Source organism: Rhodococcus sp. IEGM 1318 (assembly GCF_033142465.1).
GTDB classification, from domain to species: Bacteria; Actinomycetota; Actinomycetes; order Mycobacteriales; family Mycobacteriaceae; genus Rhodococcus_F; species Rhodococcus_F qingshengii_B.
Window position 1 is genome coordinate 142,190 of the sequence record NZ_JAWLSC010000007.1, and the last position, 19,887, is coordinate 162,076.

The following is a 19,887-nucleotide window of genomic DNA, read 5'->3' on the forward strand; positions in this document are numbered from 1 at the left end:
GATCTTACCTGTCGTGTTCGGTTGTCATGACCAACGCGGTGGCCATCGCGGCGATCCCCTCGCCGCGACCGGTCAAGCCGAGGCCGTCCGTGGTGGTCGCGGACACCGAAACAGGCGCGCCCAGTATCTCGGAAAGCACCCTCTGCGCCTCGTCGCGTCGCGGCCCGATCTTCGGACGGTTACCGATGACCTGCACTGCTGCGTTGCCGACGGTGAACTGGTTCTCCTCGAGCAGTCGGCGAACCTCCGCCAACATTCGAGCGCCGCTCACACCGTCCCATTCGGGCCTGCCGGTGCCGAAAACCGAACCGAGGTCACCGAGGCCCGCCGCGGAGAGCAACGCGTCGCAGAGCGCGTGGACGGCGACGTCGCCGTCCGAATGCCCTGAGCACCCGTCCGCTTCCTCGAACAGCAACCCCGCCATCCAGCAAGGTCGGCCCACCTCGATGGGATGGACATCCGTGCCGAGACCGACGCGCATCTAATTTCCGTTCCGTGAGTCCGCACTCAACTCTGTCTCCGAGATCAGGAGCGCCCGCGCAAGGACGAGGTCGAGCGGAGTGGTGATCTTGAAGGCGAGAGCGTCGCCGGGAATCGTCTGCACCGAAACACCGAGACGCTCGACCAGAGCGGCATCGTCGGTCGCGGCGACATCACCGGCGTCGTACGCACGCCGCAGGACGTCGGTGGAGAAGCCCTGAGGAGTTTGGACCGCACGCAACTCCGAACGCAGAGGCGTACCGGTGACTGCGCCGAGTACGTCGACCGACTTGATCGTGTCGGTAACCGGAAGTACCGGAATGACCGCGGAGCTGCCGGCCTGGAGAGTTTCGACTACGCGCGCGATCAGCGCCGGCGGCGTCAATGCCCGTGCAGCGTCGTGCACGAGTACAAAATCCGCATCACCGGCAGCACTGAGGCCGGCTCGAACCGAATCGGTCCTTTCGGCGCCACCACCGACGACATCGACATCCGTCGCACGACCGAGGTCGGCCACGACGGATTCGACCAGTTCAGGCGGCACAATGACAACAACGCGGTCGATCGCTCCGGATTTCCGGAGTCCATCGACCGCGCGTGCAAGCATGGTGCACCCACCGAGTTCGACGAATGCCTTGGGTAATTTCTCACCCAAACGCACTCCCCGACCTGCGGCAGGTACCAGGGCTACTACTGCCACTGTCAGCTTTGGTTGTATTACCGTCAGGACGCGGCCGCGAGGACCTCGTCGAGAATGGTATCTGCCTTCTCGGTGTCAGTACCCTCGGCGAGCGCGAGCTCTCCGACGAGAATCTGACGAGCCTTGGCGAGCATGCGCTTCTCACCAGCGGAAAGTCCACGGTCCTGCTCACGACGCCACAGGTCACGAACAACTTCTGCAACCTTGTTCACGTCGCCTGAGGCAAGCTTCTCGAGATTTGCCTTGTATCGACGAGACCAGTTGGTGGGCTCTTCGGTGTGCGGTGCTCGCAGAACCTGGAAAACCTTGTCGAGGCCTTCTTGGCCGACCACGTCACGAACTCCGACGTACTCTGCGTTGTCTGCAGGAACCCGTACTGTGAGATCGCCTTGAGCGACCTTCAGAACCAGGTACTCTCTCTGCTCACCCTTGATGGTGCGGGTTTCGATAGCTTCGATCAGCGCCGCACCGTGATGGGGGTATACGACGGTGTCTCCGACCTTGAAAATCATGTGTCCCGTGCCCCTTTCGATTCCACTAGTTTAACACGTGAAAGAACCGACCACTCATCAACTGTGCAGGTCAGGGGCATCCTTGCTCGAGCGTAGGGGTTGACAGGGCTTGTTGTACGTGCATTCAACTGGTCTGGAGCACCCCTGCGTAACCGACTGAAAGCCCACGCAGACAACCGTTGTGGCGACCCGACGGCCAGCCTGCAGGACCTTATCTACTACTCTGCCTAGTGGAGTGCGAACCTGACGCCGTGGAGGACAAATCGTGACTGCTATCCGTAAGCCGACTCGTCGAGTCGCTACCGCCATTGCACTGGCTGCAGGCGCAGCCATCGCGCTGTCCGCTTGCGGTTCCGGACAGGTGAGCCAGACCGCCGTCCAGCAGGCCGCCGTGAACGGCAACACCGCCAACCTCGGTGAGATCGCACTGCGCAACGTGCACATCGCTTACCCCTCGTCCGAGGAATACAGCATCGAGCCGGGCGGCAACGCCGTGCTCGCGTTCACCATCGTGAACGACAGCGCCGAGACCACGGACAAGCTCGTCAGTATCACCACCGATTACGCAGCACGCGTCATCGCAGGTGAAGAGGTCGGCGGCTTGACGATCAAGCCTCAGACGTCATTGCAGGCCGGTCAGTTGCCCGCCGGCGAAGGCGCCGCGACCGAGGCCGAGACCCAGATCAAGAACAACGAAGAGAACGACGACGCACCCGCTGCGCTCACTCTCGTCGTTCTGCAGGACATCAAGGCAGGCGTTCGCCCGGGCTTGACCGTCCCGATCACCTTCAAGTTCGAGAAGGCCGGTTCGGTCACCGTCGACGTGCCTGTCGATGCCGGCCCGCAGCTCGAGCGCAACGAGTCGGACAAGTCGCCTGACGTTGCAGAAGCTGGGCACTGAGCCCCGAATCACCAAGGCGCACACTGCGCCTCGCAGAACAATTTCAGCATCGCACTAGAGGCGGGGTCCATGTCGGACCCCGCCTCTAGTCTGTCCCGGTGGCCAAAGTGAAATCGAACTACCGATGCTCCGAATGCCAGTCGGTAGTGCCCAAATGGGTCGGTAGATGTCCGGACTGCGACTCGTGGGGCTCGATGATCGAGGTCGCCGTCGTGGCACCCGTCGCCAGTCGCGCCGGCGCTTCACTCGCGAAAGCGGGGTCAAGCGCCGTACTACCCACGACGCCGGCCACCCCGTTGACACAGATCGACAGCACCTCGACGCAGGCCAAGCCCACCGGAATCGGCGAACTGGACCGCGTCCTCGGCGGTGGTGTCGTTCCGGGTTCCGTAGTTCTGCTCGCGGGAGAGCCCGGTGTCGGAAAATCGACGCTACTTCTCGAGGTCGTCTACCGCTGGGCGATGCGCAGCGAAGATGATCGAGCGTTGTACGTCACGGGCGAGGAGTCTGCCGGTCAGGTCCGACTTCGGGCAGATCGCACCAACTCTGTCCACGAACGGATGTATCTGGCGGCCGAATCCGATCTCGCGACCATCCTCGGCCACATCGAGCAGGTCAAGCCGACCCTGGTCATCGTCGACTCGGTGCAGACCATGCTTGCTGCCGACGTCGACGGAGTCGTCGGCGGCGTGACTCAGGTCAAGGCCGTCACCAGCGCCCTGACCTCCCTGGCAAAGGCCAGCGGAATCCCGGTGCTTCTGATCGGCCACGTCACCAAGGACGGCGCCGTCGCCGGTCCGCGCTCGCTCGAGCATCTCGTGGACGTGGTTATGCACTTCGAAGGTGACAAGCACTCCACCCTGCGCATGGTCCGCGGTGTCAAGAACAGATTCGGTGCGGCCGACGAGGTGGGATGCTTCGAGCTGAGCGAGCAGGGCATCAACGAGATCAGCGATCCGTCCGGCCTGTTCCTGCATCACCGTGAAGAAGCCGTGGAAGGCACTGCCGTCACAGTGATGATGGACGGTAAGCGACCTCTACTCGGTGAAGTTCAGGCCCTCGTCGCCGCCACGCCTCTACCGACACCTCGCCGAGCCGTCAGCGGGCTCGACACCGCCCGTGTGGCCATGGTTCTGGCCGTGTTGGAGCGCCGCGTCGGAGTGTCGATCTCGAAGGCCGACGTCTACGCCGCGACCGTCGGCGGCATGCGGATGACCGAGCCGGGTGCCGATCTGGCTCTCGCCATAGCGGTCGCTTCCGCTGTGAAAGCCAAACCCGTCCCCAAGGGGCTCGTCATCCTCGGCGAGGTCGGACTCGCCGGAGAGGTTCGACGAGTTGCCGGCGTCAACCGGCGGCTGATCGAAGCTGCCCGATTGGGATTCACCAGCGCCATCGTGCCGGTCGATTCCGGCCCGAACATTCCCGGCATGCGCGTCAACGAAGTCGCGAACCTGGCCGAGGCACTCGCCTATGCCGGATTGATGGGCGGCAAACAAGCCCCGTCTCGCCCCAAGCTCACTCCGGTGAAATGACCGGCCTCCGGCCGACTACCGCGTCAGACCGACGAGGTGCCGAACGGGGAAGTCGGTTCGCCGTCCACGAACTCCTTGGTCTTGGCGAAGTGTTCCGAGGTGATGGTCAGGAACAGTCCTCGGGAGGTTCCCACCACCCTGTCCGGATCCGCTGTCGGACCTTCGACGATCACCGCTTCCGCGCTGGTGTAGACCTTGCGGCGCAAAACGCCGTCGATGCGAGCCCGGAATTCGAGCACCGATCCCAACGGGATCGGCCGGGCGAAGTCGATCTCGAGGTGCCCGGTCACCACCGGTGAGCCGAGAGCCATGCATGCCATGCCCTGAGCCTCGTCGAAAGCCGTCGACAGAATGCCGCCGTGAATGACACCCGGACCACCCTGATACTTCTTGGCGACCTCCAGACGACCGGTCACTTCCAGCCCGCTACCGGCCCTGAAACTCATCGCCATTCCGGCAGGCTGGTCGTCGCCGCAGCCGAAGCATTTCGACCAGTGCTGAGGCAGCTTCTCGCCGGCGGCCGGAAAGAATTCGGTCGGCTCCGGGAGGGTCAGGTCGTCAGGCAGGGTCCAGGTACTACTCATGGAGAGATCCTCAATTTCCCGCCGCCGGTGCGGCATTTGCTACGAGCTTCCTGATCTTCCCCGGCCAGAACGGCACCCACAAATCGCCGCGACCACCACCACATCAACGAGTGAGCGGTCGGTTTGTATCCCGACAAAAGTCCTAAACCGGTCAAGGTTCTCGTCGGCCACCCACGACTCCTGAGCAGGGGAAAGAATCTCCGCATGACACCGCACCTCACACTCGTCCCCGAACGTGACCCTCGTCTCGACGAATGGGAAACCTGGCAGTACGCCCGATCACTTTCGGATCGAACAGTCACGGACAGATCGGCAACGGTCGTCCGGATCAGCAGAGAAGTCGGCACCAGCGCCCTGGATCTCAACTCCCAGCAGATCGCAAAGTGGCTGGCACGCCCCGGCTGGTCCGCGTCGACGAGAGCCACGTACCACGCACATCTGAAATCCTGGTTCGTCTGGCTGATGCTGATGGAATATCGCGAGAGCAATCCCATGACCAAGGTCGGCGCGCCACGTCGCCCGCGCGGCGAGCCGAAGCCCGTCGCCAACGAACACATGCCCGTGCTCGTCCAGACCCGGATGCACCGCAAGACCCGCGTCATGGTTCACCTCGCCGCACTCGCAGGGCTGCGCGTACACGAGATCGCCCGCGTCAGGGGCGAGGACGTCGACATCATCGCGAAGACCATCACGGTCGTCGGCAAGGGTGAAGTGACCGCGGTCCTCCCCCTGCACCCGGACCTCGTCGAGCTCGCGAAGACGATGCCACGCCGCGGGTGGTGGTTCCCCTCGAGAGGCGGTCGGCTGCCACACATGGCCCCGAAGTCCGTGACCAACACCCTATGCGGCCTGATGATCCGAGCGGAGATCCCCGGCTCCGGCCACCGCCTCCGACACTGGTTCGCCACCATGCTGGTCCGCGCCGGCGTCGACCTCCGCACCGTCCAGGAACTCATGCGACACGCCTCACTGCAAACCACACAGATCTACACACTCGTCGCCGATCTACAGAAGGTCACCGCGATCGAACTGCTTCAGTTCCCCGGACAGCCTGTCGCCTCGGTAGAGGAGGTTGCGGCGATCGCCTCGTAACCTGACAGCTGGTCTGGTTTGATCCATGCATGCACAAGTGGACGCTGACCGTCTTGACCGCATGCTCAATGTTTATCGCCGGTTGCTCAACCGCGGTGGACGGTAGTGCCACACCGGGTTCGCATGATGGTAATACTGCTGGATTGGGTGAGGACATCACGATCTATCAGAGCTCGGGGTCCGTCGCCGAGTACTGCAGTTTTCTGATGGACTTCCTCGACAGCGCCGCCGAGTTCGACCCAAACGCGGATTCGTCCGAAATCCTTCAAGCGTTCTTCGAAGAGTCCCGACAGTCGGGCGAGTGGAACAAGACGCCCCTCGACGAACGACATCGGATTGAAGAGGCCTTCGCACGAGCCGAATCCGGCCGCTGCTGACCAGTTCAAAAACGCCAGATCGCCCCCAACCCATAACCGAAAGTTATGAGTTGGGGGCTCTGTCGCGCACTCGCTTAGGGCTATCCCTTGCTAGCCCGGAACTACGGACCAGGCGGTGCCCGCGCGAACTGTGACGGTAAATGCGTTGGCGCACCAGGCGTATAGGTCCACCACCTCGCCAGCATTCACGGAGAACGGTATGGACCCGCTTCTCACCACGTTGCTGTAAGCCGTCACGGCAAACGTGGAAGTAGGTCCTCGCTGAACACCAGCCACATAGGCAGCGACATTCATGTTCATCCCGAATGTCGCGTAGAACGTGCCACTGAAGTTCAAGACCACAGCCGCCGAGCCATCCATCTGCAGTCCGTTGTTCACTGCGACAGTGCCGGGAAATGCTGGGTCCGCTGACCAGCCGATAGTCTTCACCGGCGTTGCCGTTTGAATACTCCCGTCAGCTAACCGAGTCATACCGCCCGGGGTGAACAGACTCGTCGGGCGCACGATGATCAACTCGTCACCGCCTTTATGTTCGCGGTCAAACCCTTGCCTGGAGTGGTACCGATACCGGAGACGTACACATTGAGAACGTCACCCTCTGTCAGTACGACACCGAGACCCGAAACCGTCCGAGCAGTGAGGGTTGTGGGTCCGCCAGCCTGATTCGCTGCGGTCACCGTCAAAGACGTGCCAGAGATTGTGGCGCCGTTCTTGCGGAGCTCCACAGTCGTCGACCCCGCCGCGTCGGGGATGTCGAAGCTGTAGACGATTCTGGTGATCGTGCACGGGTCCGCAATTGTCAGTCCGCCAGGCAGTTCCAAGTATCCGACGGCACGCGTCCCGAGCGCGGCAACATAACCGATCGGGTACGGAACGCCCTTGACCGCACCGGTGAACACCGGACTCGCCTTCGGGGCCAACAAGGCGAGTGCCACGGCGAGAGCGGCCTGTGCGCGAGCGTCGGTGAAGTACTTGTTCGTCGCACCTTCGGGCACGACGTCGGTCGAACCGGGCGAGGGGGCGATCTCCACGTAGACCGAGCCGGACCATCGGTAGGGACGGTTGTTGACGATCGAGACGTAGATCTTCCCGGACTCACCTACCGCAGGGAACGCGGCCAGGTTGGCGTACTCGAGAACGTCGTCGACGTACGACGGTTGGTAGGCCGCCGCGAGCTTGCCGTTCTCATCGAGCGGAGCGTAACCGTTGGCCTGCCCCTTCTCTGCCAGAGGCTGCAGCCCAGCGAGTTTCGCAGTCAGCCCCGTCACCTGAGACTCGGAATGCGTGTGCGAGGTCGGTGGCCGCGCGTCGGACAGGCGTGGATCATCCTCCTGCACCGCTCCGTCGGCCTTGTCCAACGATGCCTGCAACGTCGGCGACGTCTTCGCCTTCGTGACTGCCTCGTCGGCGAGTTTCGGTGTTGTGACCGCGTTGTCGAGCACAGAACCCGCAACGATGCCGTCAGCCGCGTCCTCAGCCCGCTGCGCCTGCACGCTCGCATCCGCCACCGCCTGTTGCGACAGTTCCCTCTCCGCGACGAACTGAGTGCCGTACTGCTCCAGTGTCTGGTCGACGAGGCTGGCAGTGTTCTCAATGCTGCTCTTCGTCTGGTGAACATCGGTCTGGATCTGCTCGACATCGGTCTTCGCTGCGACCACGACATCGTGTGCAGTCGTGACAGTCTGGCGGTCGGTCGCGACGGTGGAGGCCGCGGACTCGACTGCCAGCCGATCCTCGGCCACCTGTGCAGCATCCTCGGCGACGTCCTGGATTCCGGCGGCGATCTGCTCAGATCGTTCAGCGGCCTCCTCGGCGGCGACCTTGTGCTGGCCTGCGGCGGTCTCGGATTGTCCGGCCGCAGCGGCACTGTCGGATGCGGTGCTCGCGTGGCCCGCGGCCGCCGTCTCGTGCTGGCCGGCCAGGGTGGCGGATTCGCCGGCTGCGCCAGCGGCGGTGTCCGCGTGTCCACTCGATGTGCCCGCACTGGTGGCGAAACCCTCAGCCGCATCGCGAGCGGCCTCTGCTGCCGCACGGTCCTCCGCGATTTGCTCGAGGTCCTCTCCGATACCGGCAACACCTTCGGCCGCGGCGACCGCGACATCGCGAGCCGCCTTCGCCTCGTCCCGGTACTGCTTCACCAGGGAGACGACCGGCGGCGTCGACGGGACCGAGAACTCGATCAGCGGCCAAAGCTCCACCGAATTTTCGGAGTTCGGGAGTTCGAACTTGTAGCGGTTGCCGCGCCACTGCACTTCCATCGGTCCCGGATCGAGATTGGGTGTTGTCAGGATTCCGTTGACCGGGGTGACGTCCACGCGCTGCACGCTGACGATCCCTGAGCCGCTGGCATTCTGACGGATGCGCTCGACGAAGAATGCCAGCGGTTCGGTCTCGGGACGTCCGGCCGGATCGGTGAGCGGTTCGGAAATAACAGTCATGACTCTCCTTGTCGTACATCAATATTCGAAACTTCCGACCGTCACTGCGACCCGACGCGAACCGGACTCACTTATCCAGCGATCGGCGGAGTCCCAGGATCGACGGTCCCTTCGTGTTCGACTTCCGAGGAATGCTTGAGCACACTCAGTCCCGACCACACAGACCCGCCGTAGAACCAACGCCAGCGATCGGTGAACAATTCGACGTGCACGGTGTAATCGGGGTCTGGTACGACGACGAACAGATCACCCTTGATACACACCTCGCCGTCGCCGACCCGATTCGGCAACACACCGCCCTCATCCTTGTGCGCGACAGCATCTGCCGCACGACGGTAGAACTCCACCCCGTGATGATCACGGACAACGATGTCGAGATATACCTTGTCGAGCCCGGTGAATCCGGTCTGCCGGGCCTTCGTCTGAGCCTTGATCTCCCAGAGCCCGCGAGACTTCAGCCGAACCATCTTGCGGCCGCCGAACTTAGGATCGGCATACAGTTCCACACCTTCTATCGGGCCCTGTTGGGTGTCGAACTCCATCACCCGCTCGACGACAGTGTTGATGACGCCGATGAACTTGTTTTGACCGGCAACCCACGACCCGTACCCGATGATGCCCTCGAGTTTCTGCGTGGTGCTCTGCAAGTTATTGATCAGGACGCCGCGACTCGCGATCCGCCCGAGTGGCGAGTTCGGGTCAAAGGGCCCCGAACCGAAGAACGCCGCCGCAAGATTGTCGAGCAGAGAACCGATCCCGGCAAACCCCGCGAGGATGCCACCGAAGAACGAACCTGACCCAGCTCCCCACCCGCTGGCTTTGAGCTCGTCGGACTTCTGCTTGACGACCGCGTCCTGCGTGCGTTGGGCCATAGCGCGAGTGGACCCATCGTTGCCGGTGACGACAGTGGGCGGTCGGTTGAAATTGTTACCCGGGTTTGTCAAAGTGGGTCACCTCCGGAGCGTTGCAACAGATTTCGAAGACGCGTCATCTCCTCGATGTGTCCACGCACTTCACGTTCGTGTGCGGACTTCATCTCCTCAATTCGTCCGTCGTACTCGGTCCGGATGTCTGCGATCCGTCGGTCGTACTCACGGCGCAGCGCCGTCAAGTCTTCGTTGTGTCGGCGACGTTGCGCGCGCATCTGTGCGCCTATGTCAGCAATGTCAGCCTTGAGCTCGCGCACCACGACATCGTCAAGCGCCGCCTCAGCGACCCGGCGAGCGCGTTCCCGCTCGATCGATCGCTCCTGCCTGCTGGTAATCCACCGACCGAACGGACCAAGAAACTCCTGCAACTTCCGCGACACCGCGACCGCGTACGTGACAACAAAGAAAGCGATGGTGGCGTACAAAACCCACGGACTGTTGACCACCTCATCGGGAGGCTGGGGCATCGGACCACCTCCACATCCGGTTCGACCTCGTGATCGCATACGCCAACGCGAAATGTGTTGCCCCTACACACATCAACGTCAGACCTGTGCGAAAGCCCTCCCACCACAGCCGATCCATCACCGCCAGAAACAGACTCGCGCCGAGTCCCACGATCAACGCACCGAGAATGACCTCGCCGACGATCGCCACCGTCGGTCTGCCGACGAGTTGTCCTGCCACCACGCACAGCGCGCCCGCCACAATCGCGATACCCCACCATTGGATAGGCGCTGCCTGCTCGACCGTCGCTAGCGTCAGCGTGCTGGTGCCGGGCGGGTACGAGTAATCGAGGCCGCGCCCGATCGCATCGACGAGGAAGATGATCTGAATCCACGGCAACGCGAGGTGGCCGGCGAGCAGTCGCCACCGGCCACCCGCCGGGGCGATCATCCGTCCGAGCGGTGTCGGCCGACGTACGCTTCGATCTCGTCCACCTGTTTCTCGGTGACGCCGTTCGGGGTGAACTTCACACCGACCATGGTCAGGGCGCTCACGAGCAGCAGGACGCCGCTGGTTACTTCTGCGGGCAGATCCACACCTACCGAGACCAGTAGCCACACCAGCGCGACGAGGAAGCCCACTGCGGAGGTGACCGTGTTCGCGTATCGCTTCACCCACGGTTGCTCGGCGAGCTTCTCGCGCAGAAGGTTTCCGAGGATATCGATGTTTGGGTTAGTCATCACTGTTCCGCCTGTCGTGCGATTGCTGCGTTGGCCCAGAACATGGCTTGTTCCAGGTTGGTCAGAGCGAGGGACTTCTCGCGGCCGGGTGGAACCTTCGCGTCGAGATCGTGCGCGAGGGCTTTGCACGCTTCCCGAATGCTGCCGTGTTCGCCGCGTTTCTCGGCCGTGGTTGCGGGATGGAAGTCGAAGCGGTTGTCGATGTCCGCAGTGGAGCGGGAATCGTTGTGGCTCATCGGTTGTCTCCTGTGATCTCGATTGCCCCTGACGGATGCCAGAGGAGGGAACCGTGCTCGAAGTCCTGACGTCGACCGCCGTCGAAGTCGTATTCGTCGGAGGTGGGCCAGCCGAGCGTGGTGGGTTTGCCGTCGACGTCGCGGACGCCGCCTTCTTCGATCCAGCGTCGACCGATGACGCCGTGGCAGACGAAACCAGGTGTGCCGTAGCGGCGTGCGATGGTGCCGCCCTGGAAGGACTGGAGGTCGCCCTCGTTCTCGTAGACCACGTGGAATCGTTGTGGGTAGCCGAGGTACTCGATCTCCCAGCCTCGTGCGGCCCACACTTCGTAGACCAGCTTCGGGATCGGCACTGCCCCGGTGTCGGGGTGCCAGTAGATCGAACCGTTCTCGAAGTCCGCGTAGCGGCCGACGCCGTCCTTGCAGGGCTTCTCGCCGTCGTGCAGTCGCTTGCCGAGCCAGTCGGAGAAGAACCGGACGCGGTCGATCTGGTTCTCGATGACCGGGACGTCGGGCTTGACGCCGTTGAGTTCGGCGATCATGTTGCCGACGTCGGCGCGAAGCTTGCCCATGTCCATTCCGCCCGGATCCCACTTGCCCTGTATCGCAGCCCATTCCTTGTGCCCGATCGCTCGAGAACTGTCACGGCCGGCGCGCCGGTTGATGGCCGCGACGCCCCTGACGTACGACCAGTACTGCGCGCTCGACCACCCTTCGGTGCCGGAGTTCTCCGCCTCGACGCCGACGACGATCGGGTTCGCATTGTTGGTCGGCAGACCGGGATAGCTGCCCTGTCCAGCGTGGTAGGCGATACCCACACCACAGACCGTCCAATGACCGGACCGTGAAATGTGCAGCTGCGCCGCGAGTCCGAGACTCGGATGGTTGGCGATCGCACCCGGACCGGGATTGCTGCCGACCGGTGCACCTGTGTGGTGGAGCATTGCGCCCCACAGCGTTCCCATGTCGCCGTGCCCCCGGTCGAGTGCACCGGGATGCACGGAGACCGATAGTCCGGCCTCGCGCAGCACCTGCTCGAGCCAGATCGGATCACCTGTCCATGTCATGATTCCTCCGTCTCGTCCGCGGCGTCGGCGGACTCTTCCGATTGATTGAGCAGATTGAGCAGGGCTTGCATCTCCGAGAGAGAGTCCGTGAGTTTGGCTTTCGCGTCCTCACGGGCGACTGCTTTTTCCTCCGGAGTCATCGAGTCGATTCGCGCCGCGTACTCGGGCATCGATGCGAGGACTTGATCCTTGAGGTTCTCGAACTCGCGCTGGGTGGCTTCGGCGTTCTCGATGCGCCTTTGCGCTGCCTTCTCGACTTCGAGCCATTCCCCGGGCGGGCCGTACATGCTGATCCCGCCCGGAGGCGGTACGAACTCGATCTTCTGCAACTCCGGATGGTGACGAAACCCTGCGTCGTACTGCTGCTTCGACCACTTCTTCAGAACCTCCGGCATGGTCACCAGGTAGGCGCCGTCGGCGAGTTTCATCGGCAGTTTCGTGTACGACCAGAGCAGATGCTCTTCCGGGTCGTCGGGATTGCATTCCTGTTGTAACGGAACACCACTCATCGCGATTGTTCTCCCATCGGTTTAAACGAGGCTGACGCCGATGTTCTGTAGCGTCGCCATCGCTTTGGACATCAGCCGGGACGAGCGTTCGGCCTGAGTCATCAGGGCCTTGCCCGTGCCGGCGGTGATCTCGTAGTCGTGCGGTGCGTCCTGCTCGGCGTCCCAGGCGAGGTTCATTTCCTCGATCTGGTTGATGAACAACGGATCTGTGGTGATCGAGTCGGTCATCCCTTCGATGGAATGCGCGACACGGTCGCCGGTGAGCATGTGCAATCCGGGGTAGTACGGAGCACCCGCGGACATGCGCATCTTCGAGGCCGACTCGTCGGCGGTGGCGAGCATGCCTGTGCGGATCGCCATCACGGCGGAGATCGTCCAGGCGTTGTTCGCACCGGACTGGTACATCTCCATCAGGTGCACCCAACCGAGGTTGATCGCACGTGCACCGGATTTGAAGTTGTTCCACGCCAGTACGGTTCCGCGTAGCAGCGGCATGATCACCGTCGCTGCCATATCACCGGCGGAGGAGAATCCGCCGAGGAAGAAGTACCCGATCATGTTGCCGGCCGCTTGGATCGCCAACTCGATCGCACTGTCCGCGAACTCGTTCTGCCCGCCGACCACGATCTGCACGGGCCCGGCCGGACCCCACGAGAGATCCGAGGCTTCGATGTTCGACCATTCGCTGTCCCGAAGGACTATCCAGGGATGACTAGGAACCACCCCGAACCATTTCTTGAGGTAGTACTCCGGAGGGGTGAGGGTCTGGTCGTCGGAGACGAACACATCCACGGTCTCCATGAACCCGGAAGCGAACTGCGCAATCGAGCGCTTGAAACCGTCGAGGACCGTGCCGGTAGTTCCGGTGCCCGTGTCCTCGTAGTAGCCGGAACGATCGTGCAGGGAAAGCACGAGGACACCGTTACGCGGATTGTCCACACCGGGAACTCCGGAGACCTCACCGTCGACGGTGAAGATCCGCCGGTACCGGATAACGACCTGCGCGTCATCGATGGCGTCTTCGATGACCTTGTCGATCGGGTCCATCCGCGCCGCCAACAGAGTGGGCAGCGACGGATCGTTGAAGAACGTCGGCGCCTTGATGATCACCTGCCAGGTGTTCATGTTGTGCGCGTCGGTCCACTGACTGAAATCGAACGGATCGTCGGGAAGATTCCACCAATTCCCCTGGAACCTCCAAAGATTCAGCCAGATCGTCATAGATGCAGCCCAGATCGTGGGGCCGAGGAGGGTGAATACGCGCGGGAATTGGAACAACCCGAGAGGAAGTGCGGGGTTCGGCGGCGCGAGAAGGTACGACAGGAACTGCAAGTCGTCGACGAACGTCGCTTCCAGGAAACGGATTCCGTCCTTGTCCTTGGTGAACCGCCAGTGCTTGAGCAGACCCGACCACCGGATCCGGCCACCCATGTGATCGACCGAGACGACGACGTTCTTCTTCGCGGCGGGATTGTTCGGGATGGTCATCAGCCACCGCGCGAGGAAGTGATCACCGCGCAGCTTGAGCGTTCCAGTGCCGGCCCGGTTCTTCTTGAACGGGAACTTCCCCGAACTCGAGTCCGCGGCGATCCCGCGTAGGAGCAGTCCCTGCGCGGGATCTGTCGGGTTCGCCCACAGACGCACCAGCGGCGGCGTGCGGGCCATGGCCCGGTGCGCCTCGCGGATCAGCTGCCCGGTGTCCCAGGTCTGCTCGCACAACTCGTCGAACTCGGCGTCGCTGAGCATCGTGGTCATCGCTTCACCCCCGAAGGCCGAGAGAAGTTACGAGGCATCCGCAGCTGCACACCGGAGACACCTGCCACGCCGCCGGTGACCGAGACCGGCAGCATGATCGGGTTGTCCTCGCTGGCGGTGTGCGCAGGCACCGGGAACAGGAACCCCTTACCCGCCTGACGGGGCCACACAGGGGTTTCCTCCGTCGAGATCAACTGCTCCTCGCTTTGGGACGTATCGACCGTGAGGTCGCCGTCCGTGGCCACCAACGGTTGCAGCGGAACGACTCGCGCCGCCGCGACGTCACCGAGGAACGAGAAGTCCGGCAACGTGTACTTGCCGGGGTAGGTACACACCCACTTGAGCCAGATCGGGACGTCGCACGGATTCCACACCGGAACATGCCCGCTACCAGACGTGCCGGACATAAGACGCCACCGGCGCTTGATGTCGGGCATCGTCCAGTACGAGAACTCCGCTGCCAACGACACCGTCAACAGCGACTGTCCCCAGATGTGCGGATCCTTGTTCTCGATCGCAGACTGCGTCGGCTCGGACAGCAGCCGCACCATCAGGGTGCGGCTGCCATCCGCGGTAGTGCGGACCCACTTGCTCTGCCGGTCGTACTCGAACGCCATCCGGAACCGCGAGTCCACGTCGTGCCAGTGCAGTGGATCGTCGCCCTCGATGTTGAACGCTGCCACCGGATCACGGCGCAGAACCTTCGAGCCCTGATAGTGCTCGCCCTGAGCCGATTTGATCCACATCGTCTTCACCGGAGCGTCCACCAACTTCGTCGGCCCCGGCGCCAAGGTCACACCCTGCTCGCCGGTGGTGACATTCCAGTAACTGCCGTCGGCGCCGTGGATCTCGTCGGTCTGGAATTCGGACATTTACACTCCCCACCGTGATAGTTCGGCGAATCCGTCGATCGCAGCGCGTCTTTCGCGTTCGGCGAAGTACGCGGCGAGATCGGCGGTGATGATGTCGCCGGTGTGATTGGTGGACCGGTCGATGCTCTGACCACCCAAACCGGCACCGGCCGCGACGACCGGACGCTGCGGGACGACACCGGCAGACCACCGGGCACTGTCGGATATCGCATCCATGACCGGCTGCCCGGAGTTGATCGCTTCGAGCAGAGGCAGGTTCGCCCGAGTCGACATCGCATTGACGATGAACTCCTCGTCCGAGATCGCGATCAGATTCGCATCCTCACGCGGACCGCCGCGGCCCCGGTACTGACCACCGTCCTTGTACCCGTTCACCTTCGGCCAGATATTCGACGCGCCGCCGTACTCGTCATCGACATAGTTGAATGCCGCTGCGATGTTCGGTGCCGGGTCGGCCTGACCACCCGGATACCGGGCATCCATGTACGCGTCGAACGTCGGCTTGATCACCTGGATCAAACCGATGGACGGTGTCCCGTTCTGTGCGTTGATGTCCCAGTTGTTGAACGCATTCGGATCGCCGCCCGATTCGATCTGGATCTGCTGGACCGTGATCCCGGCCAACGAGGGAGAGCGCCCCGTCCCGAGCAGCACGGCCTCGACGGTCGAGCGCCATTGCTCCGCGCCACCGGCCGGGTCGTACACGTGACCCAGTCCGGCGTCCGCCGACGTACCACCGGCACCGGCGCCCCAATCCGAGTTGACCATCCATTCCGCGCCGTCGACGTTGACCTGCGGCGCCGTGTAGACACCCGGCCCACTGCCCGCGTACTGCCCAGGGTCCTTCGGTTTCGTCGCCTCCAACGTGTCGTTGTAGGCCTTGTTGTAGACGTTCGACTCCGACAGGATCGAATTCTCCAACCCGAAGATCCCGAGCAACCAATTCGCGCCCAGCTCACCAGCTTTACGCCCGTACGCCTGAACACTGATCTTCTCGAGATCAGCATCCGAGGGACCGTCACCGTACGAGTCGGCACGATCCCACGCGTCGCCGTAGTTGGCGCCGAGCATCCCCGCGCCGTACGCATCACCAGGATTGCCGGCGCTGTACGGCGACGCTCCCGAATAGTTCGGGCTGGCATTGATCACCTGATTCGACTCACCGCCACCGGAGACGCCCGCACCGCTACCACCGGGCGCGCCGACCGGAGCCGAGACCGCCCAGTGAACGTGGTTGCGATGCCCTGCCATAGTTCCGGCGCCGTACAACCCGACGCCGTCACCGACGTACTCGGAGTTCTTGATGTTGCGATCGAACGGCGAGTGGATCAGCTCGAGCGTCTGCCCGAGGTAGTTGTCGGCAATGAACTGCGCCAGGCCCTGCATCTCGGGACTGCCCTCGTCGCCTCCGTTGGAGAAGTCAGCGGCGTGACCAGAGCCGTGATGGCCGGGGTCTCCGGAACGCATGCCGGAGAACGCGCGCCCGTTCTGTAACAGGGACGGGAACTTAGCCCCGACAACGGCTTCCATCGAGCCGATGATGCTGACTGAGGACGCCGACGCCGGAACCGGTGTACCGGCCGGTGATGCTGCGCCACGTGAGGCACCCGAGGTCGTGGTCGGAGCCGCCGTCGACGCGGCCGTCTCCGCCGCTGTCGGGGCCTTCTGCGCCTGCACGATCGGCGTCGGGGCTGCCGCGCCGCCAGGCTTCTTCCGGCCGGTGGTGCCTCCGTCCTTGAACGCCGGCAACTCGTCGTTGTTGATCGCCTCGATCAGATCGAAGTGCTTCGCCGTCGAGACCGCGTTGACGATGTACTCCTCGTCCGAGATCGCCACGACATTCGCATCATCCCGAGGGCCACCGTAACCACGGAAGAGCCCGCCGTCAGCGCGCCGCTGAATCTGCATACGCTCCGGAGACTTCGCGCCATCGGCAGATTCAGCAACTGCGTTGCCGGGTAGCACGGTTCCGTTTGCCCACTGCACCATTGCTGCGCCGAGGTCATTCGCCCCGCCGAAGTCGTACGTCTTCTTCAGAGGTCCGATTCCGAAGGAAATCGTCGACGGAACCTGTTGCAGCAGACCACCAATGGCGCGTACCGCGCCGCGTATGACGTTGATAATCCCATCCCAGACGCCTGAGACTGTCGTCGCCATCGTCGAGAAGAATCCGCCGATCGCGCCGACTGGCCCTTCCAGCCCGTTGAGCGCGCCTGTGATCAGCGGAACCGCATACGTCGCGATCTCCGCGAAGATCCCGACGACATTGGTGAAGATCGGCAGAATCGTCGACGCCGCGCCCACCACGATCGGAATGACCTCGATCGCCAACTCAACCAGCTCCGGAAGCAGCGGAGCGATGGTGATCACCAGATCCGACATCGTCTGCACTAGCTCGGGCAGGTACGGCCCGAGCTCGTCGAGTGCCGTCACAAGAGCGTCACCGAGAATCATTGCCGCGTCGGCGAAGATCGGCGTCAGCTTCTCCATGTGATTGGCAAGAATCGGGATGATCGGTTCCAGATTTTGCGCGATCTGCTCGATCACTGGTGTCATGGCGACCATCAGCGAGGAGAAATTCGTCGCCATCCCCGTCAGGATGACGGAGGCCATCTCCGCCAGCGGTTGGATTAGCGGTGACACCGCGACGAGGAAGTCCGAAAAGGCTTGCGTGACAGCAATAATCGCCGGACGGAACGCATCGAAATCGTTGACGAGGACATCACCGATCACCTGCGCCATGATGGTGAGCGCCGGTGTCATCTCCGAGATGGTCTGACCCCAGATGGTGAACAGGTCACCGAAGATCGGACCCGCCACCGCACCGAGTTCGACGAACATCGTCGTTAGCGGACCCATCCACTGACCGATGCCCGAGAGCATGTCCCCGAACCCTGAAATCGCTTCCGTCAGAACGCCGGAGTCGTTCAGCTCGACGAAGGCGTCACCGATCATTCCGAGGACGTCGCCGACACCTTGGCCGAGCGCCGTCATCGCCGGTGCTGCAGCGTCACCGAAGGCGAGGAACCCTTGAACGGTGGACTCGATGCCGGGGGTCATCGCGGTGAAGAACTGCGGGATCTCCGTCAACAGGGTGACCAACTGCTCGCCAGCGGGGCCGGTGAGCACGTCGGAGATCGTGGTGACAATCCCGCCGATCGAGCGTGCGATCTCCGTCATCGCCGGAGTGATCTTCGGCAGAACGGTATTCGCCAGGTCCGAGACCGAGTCACCGATACCTTCGAACAGGCCTTGCTGCACGGACTGTTGGAAGACGTTCCACGCGCCGCCCTCTTCGGCGAGAGCACGCATGCTCCGGACGAAGTCCGCGGCCGCCGGTGAGAGCTTGGAGAGTGCCTGCTCGTACTTGTCGGCCGCCGTCGTCGCCTTGGTCATCGACTCTTCGGTGGCTTCCTGCGCCAGACGGACCTGCTGCTGTGCGTCGGTGACGCGGCGTTCGGCGTCGTACACGCGGTCCTTCGCCGCGACAACCTGCTCAGATCCTTCGATGCCGACGCGGTTCGCGTTGTCCGCTTTGCCTGCGAGGTCCTGGTTGCGTTCCTGGACTTCGAGCAGACGCTGCTCGGCCTCCGCGACCCGGTTGATTGCAATGTCCTGATCGAGCCGATCGGTGCCGGGCTTGAGGTTGCGGGCATCTCGGCGGGCCTGCGCCAACGCCAACACCGCGCCCTGCTCGGCGATCGCACCACCGCGCAGAGTGATGTTCAGATCTTCGAGCTGCTCCTGCTCGTCCTTGCGTGCACGGATGACGTCTTCGCGGGCCCGAGTCTCGTCTTTGACGGCGTCCTGAAGGTTGCGCTGCGCCAGGCCCAGCGAGCGCAGAGCGGACTCCTGAGCCTTCGCGGACGCCTCCACGTCCTCGCCGGCGGAATCCGCTGCGGCACCGGCAGCGCTGAAGGCCTCTCCGACACCGGACAGACCGGTGAGCAGGCCTCCGAGTGCGGGGCCGGCAACAGTGCCGAGCGCTGCGATACCGACGCCGATCGAGCCGATTGCACCGATCACGAGCGGGGCGATCGTCACGATGGCGCCGAGGATCAGCGCCATGCTTGTCAGTCCACCGGTGGCGGAGGAACTTGCTCCGCCGAGACCGGAGATGGAGCCACCGAGTCCGCCTCCGGCACCGCCACCGAGGTTGCCGAGTTGATTGAGCATGTTGCGATCGACCCGGACGTCGACGTCGATGGTCCGGTCCCGTGTGAGGATGTCGAGTCGTGTCGCCGCGACCGCGTCGAAGAGACGCACGTCGACGTCGACGTGCAGATCCAGCAGGTCCAGCCGGGCCTGCAATGCTTGCCCGAAACCGGTGAGGTCGACGTTCGGTTCGATGTCGATCTCACCGGTGATGGTGGCTAGACGGGTGTCGAGTTCGCTTGCAAAGCCGGACATGTCGGGTCGGACATCGACGAAAAACTCGGCGTTGATGGCCGCCAGTCGATTGTCGACTTCGCGGGCGAAGCCGGTCATGTCCGGGAGGACGTCGACGTAGAACTCGGCATCGATCGCGTCGAGTCGAGTGTTGACTTCGGTCGCGAACCCGGTCATGTCCGGGAGGACGTCGACGAAGAAACTGACGTCCTCCGACTCGACCTTGGCCCTGACGTCACGGTGGAAGTTGTGCAGATTCGATCCGATGTCGATCGATGCCGAACCGGCCGAATAGTTGGTCATCGTCGCCTCCACTCGTGAGCGTCA

20 protein-coding genes are annotated in these 19,887 nt (G+C 63.1%); 4 read left to right on the forward strand and 16 right to left on the reverse strand.

Translation table 11 applies throughout. The features are described from left to right. Positions 1–4: 4 nt before the first annotated feature. Genes ispF through carD form a run of 3 tightly spaced genes read right to left on the reverse strand, consistent with a single transcriptional unit; the run spans position 5 to position 1,692 of the window. Entirely contained in the window at positions 5–481 is a 477-nt protein-coding gene (gene ispF, locus R4P65_RS17865) for a 2-C-methyl-D-erythritol 2,4-cyclodiphosphate synthase (RefSeq protein ID WP_230816685.1), read from the reverse strand. Continuing rightward, entirely contained in the window at positions 482–1,180 is a 699-nt protein-coding gene (gene ispD / locus R4P65_RS17870) for a 2-C-methyl-D-erythritol 4-phosphate cytidylyltransferase (RefSeq protein ID WP_317827517.1), read from the reverse strand. A gap of 23 nt (positions 1,181–1,203) precedes the next feature. Next, a complete protein-coding gene (gene carD / locus R4P65_RS17875; RefSeq protein WP_230816687.1) occupies positions 1,204–1,692 on the reverse strand; it encodes a CarD family transcriptional regulator in 489 nt (162 codons plus the stop codon). 265 nt (positions 1,693–1,957) lie between these two features. On the opposite strand from carD, the gene R4P65_RS17880 reads away from it, so the two are divergent. Together R4P65_RS17880 and radA are read left to right on the forward strand one after the other, a co-directional pair. Beyond that, positions 1,958–2,593 (forward strand): copper chaperone PCu(A)C, encoded by a 636-nt coding sequence (locus tag R4P65_RS17880; RefSeq protein WP_230816688.1) that lies wholly within the window; start codon positions 1,958–1,960, stop codon positions 2,591–2,593. Between the two features lie 98 nt (positions 2,594–2,691). After that, positions 2,692–4,125 (forward strand): DNA repair protein RadA, encoded by a 1,434-nt coding sequence (radA, locus tag R4P65_RS17885; protein ID WP_317827518.1) that lies wholly within the window; start codon positions 2,692–2,694, stop codon positions 4,123–4,125. A 23-nt stretch (positions 4,126–4,148) separates the two neighbouring features. Here radA and R4P65_RS17890 read toward each other — a convergent pair whose 3' ends face one another. Continuing rightward, a complete protein-coding gene (locus R4P65_RS17890; protein ID WP_317827519.1) occupies positions 4,149–4,709 on the reverse strand; it encodes a PaaI family thioesterase in 561 nt (186 codons plus the stop codon). A gap of 204 nt (positions 4,710–4,913) precedes the next feature. Here R4P65_RS17890 and R4P65_RS17895 point away from each other — a divergent pair, with 204 nt between their 5' ends. Together R4P65_RS17895 and R4P65_RS17900 are read left to right on the forward strand one after the other, a co-directional pair. Next, positions 4,914–5,801 carry a tyrosine-type recombinase/integrase gene (locus R4P65_RS17895; protein ID WP_317827520.1) on the forward strand — a complete coding sequence of 296 codons (888 nt, stop codon included), beginning with the start codon at positions 4,914–4,916 and terminating at the stop codon, positions 5,799–5,801. Positions 5,802–5,944: 143 nt separating this feature from the next. Further along, the gene (locus tag R4P65_RS17900) at positions 5,945–6,178 is read left to right on the forward strand and encodes a hypothetical protein (RefSeq protein ID WP_317827521.1); all 234 of its coding nucleotides are present in this window, start codon (positions 5,945–5,947) and stop codon (positions 6,176–6,178) included. A gap of 90 nt (positions 6,179–6,268) precedes the next feature. On the opposite strand, the gene R4P65_RS17905 is transcribed toward R4P65_RS17900, so the two are convergent. The 12 genes from R4P65_RS17905 to R4P65_RS17960 form a co-directional block, all read right to left on the reverse strand. After that, entirely contained in the window at positions 6,269–6,607 is a 339-nt protein-coding gene (locus R4P65_RS17905; RefSeq protein ID WP_317827522.1) for a hypothetical protein, read from the reverse strand. 80 nt (positions 6,608–6,687) lie between these two features. Further along, entirely contained in the window at positions 6,688–8,616 is a 1,929-nt protein-coding gene (locus R4P65_RS17910) for a hypothetical protein (RefSeq protein WP_317827523.1), read from the reverse strand. A gap of 71 nt (positions 8,617–8,687) precedes the next feature. Then, positions 8,688–9,488 (reverse strand): hypothetical protein, encoded by an 801-nt coding sequence (locus R4P65_RS17915; protein WP_317827524.1) that lies wholly within the window; start codon positions 9,486–9,488, stop codon positions 8,688–8,690. Positions 9,489–9,556: 68 nt separating this feature from the next. Then, entirely contained in the window at positions 9,557–10,012 is a 456-nt protein-coding gene (locus R4P65_RS17920; RefSeq protein ID WP_317827525.1) for a hypothetical protein, read from the reverse strand. Further along, the gene (locus tag R4P65_RS17925) at positions 9,993–10,442 is read right to left on the reverse strand and encodes a hypothetical protein (protein WP_317827526.1); all 450 of its coding nucleotides are present in this window, start codon (positions 10,440–10,442) and stop codon (positions 9,993–9,995) included. Before R4P65_RS17925 ends, R4P65_RS17920 begins: the two co-directional genes overlap by 20 nt. Next, on the reverse strand, positions 10,439–10,732 hold the full coding sequence (locus R4P65_RS17930; protein WP_317827527.1) for a hypothetical protein: 294 nt from the start codon (positions 10,730–10,732) through the stop codon (positions 10,439–10,441). The genes R4P65_RS17925 and R4P65_RS17930 overlap by 4 nt, the downstream gene beginning before the upstream one ends. Beyond that, positions 10,732–10,968, reverse strand: a complete 237-nt coding sequence (locus tag R4P65_RS17935; protein WP_317827528.1) for a hypothetical protein — start codon at positions 10,966–10,968, stop codon at positions 10,732–10,734. The genes R4P65_RS17930 and R4P65_RS17935 overlap by 1 nt, the downstream gene beginning before the upstream one ends. Next, on the reverse strand, positions 10,965–12,035 hold the full coding sequence (locus tag R4P65_RS17940; RefSeq protein ID WP_317827529.1) for an N-acetylmuramoyl-L-alanine amidase: 1,071 nt from the start codon (positions 12,033–12,035) through the stop codon (positions 10,965–10,967). The genes R4P65_RS17935 and R4P65_RS17940 overlap by 4 nt, the downstream gene beginning before the upstream one ends. Next, entirely contained in the window at positions 12,032–12,544 is a 513-nt protein-coding gene (locus tag R4P65_RS17945) for a DUF2744 domain-containing protein (RefSeq protein ID WP_317827530.1), read from the reverse strand. Before R4P65_RS17945 ends, R4P65_RS17940 begins: the two co-directional genes overlap by 4 nt. Before the next feature lie 21 nt (positions 12,545–12,565). Next, positions 12,566–14,299: a hypothetical protein gene (locus R4P65_RS17950; protein WP_317827531.1), complete on the reverse strand. Its 1,734-nt coding sequence runs from the start codon at positions 14,297–14,299 to the stop codon at positions 12,566–12,568. Then, positions 14,296–15,171: a hypothetical protein gene (locus R4P65_RS17955; protein WP_317827532.1), complete on the reverse strand. Its 876-nt coding sequence runs from the start codon at positions 15,169–15,171 to the stop codon at positions 14,296–14,298. Before R4P65_RS17955 ends, R4P65_RS17950 begins: the two co-directional genes overlap by 4 nt. Beyond that, positions 15,172–19,863, reverse strand: a complete 4,692-nt coding sequence (locus tag R4P65_RS17960) for a transglycosylase SLT domain-containing protein (protein WP_317827533.1) — start codon at positions 19,861–19,863, stop codon at positions 15,172–15,174. Positions 19,864–19,887: the final 24 nt, after the last annotated feature.

Bases quoted from the DNA above. Each gene is read 5' to 3' on its own strand.
- R4P65_RS17950 (WP_317827531.1), bottom strand. From the start codon at position 14,299: ATGACCACGATGCTCAGCGACGCCGAGTTCGACGAGTTGTGCGAGCAG.
- R4P65_RS17925 (WP_317827526.1), bottom strand. From the start codon at position 10,442: ATGATCGCCCCGGCGGGTGGCCGGTGGCGACTGCTCGCCGGCCACCTC.
- R4P65_RS17935 (WP_317827528.1), bottom strand. From the start codon at position 10,968: ATGAGCCACAACGATTCCCGCTCCACTGCGGACATCGACAACCGCTTC.
- R4P65_RS17940 (WP_317827529.1), bottom strand. From the start codon at position 12,035: ATGACATGGACAGGTGATCCGATCTGGCTCGAGCAGGTGCTGCGCGAG.
- R4P65_RS17945 (WP_317827530.1), bottom strand. From the start codon at position 12,544: ATGAGTGGTGTTCCGTTACAACAGGAATGCAATCCCGACGACCCGGAA.
- ispF (WP_230816685.1), bottom strand. From the start codon at position 481: ATGCGCGTCGGTCTCGGCACGGATGTCCATCCCATCGAGGTGGGCCGA.
- R4P65_RS17890 (WP_317827519.1), bottom strand. From the start codon at position 4,709: ATGAGTAGTACCTGGACCCTGCCTGACGACCTGACCCTCCCGGAGCCG.
- R4P65_RS17895 (WP_317827520.1), top strand. From the start codon at position 4,914: ATGACACCGCACCTCACACTCGTCCCCGAACGTGACCCTCGTCTCGAC.
- R4P65_RS17960 (WP_317827533.1), bottom strand. From the start codon at position 19,863: ATGACCAACTATTCGGCCGGTTCGGCATCGATCGACATCGGATCGAAT.
- R4P65_RS17915 (WP_317827524.1), bottom strand. From the start codon at position 9,488: ATGGCCCAACGCACGCAGGACGCGGTCGTCAAGCAGAAGTCCGACGAG.
- R4P65_RS17930 (WP_317827527.1), bottom strand. From the start codon at position 10,732: ATGACTAACCCAAACATCGATATCCTCGGAAACCTTCTGCGCGAGAAG.
- R4P65_RS17920 (WP_317827525.1), bottom strand. From the start codon at position 10,012: ATGCCCCAGCCTCCCGATGAGGTGGTCAACAGTCCGTGGGTTTTGTAC.
- R4P65_RS17955 (WP_317827532.1), bottom strand. From the start codon at position 15,171: ATGTCCGAATTCCAGACCGACGAGATCCACGGCGCCGACGGCAGTTAC.
- carD (WP_230816687.1), bottom strand. From the start codon at position 1,692: ATGATTTTCAAGGTCGGAGACACCGTCGTATACCCCCATCACGGTGCG.
- R4P65_RS17910 (WP_317827523.1), bottom strand. From the start codon at position 8,616: ATGACTGTTATTTCCGAACCGCTCACCGATCCGGCCGGACGTCCCGAG.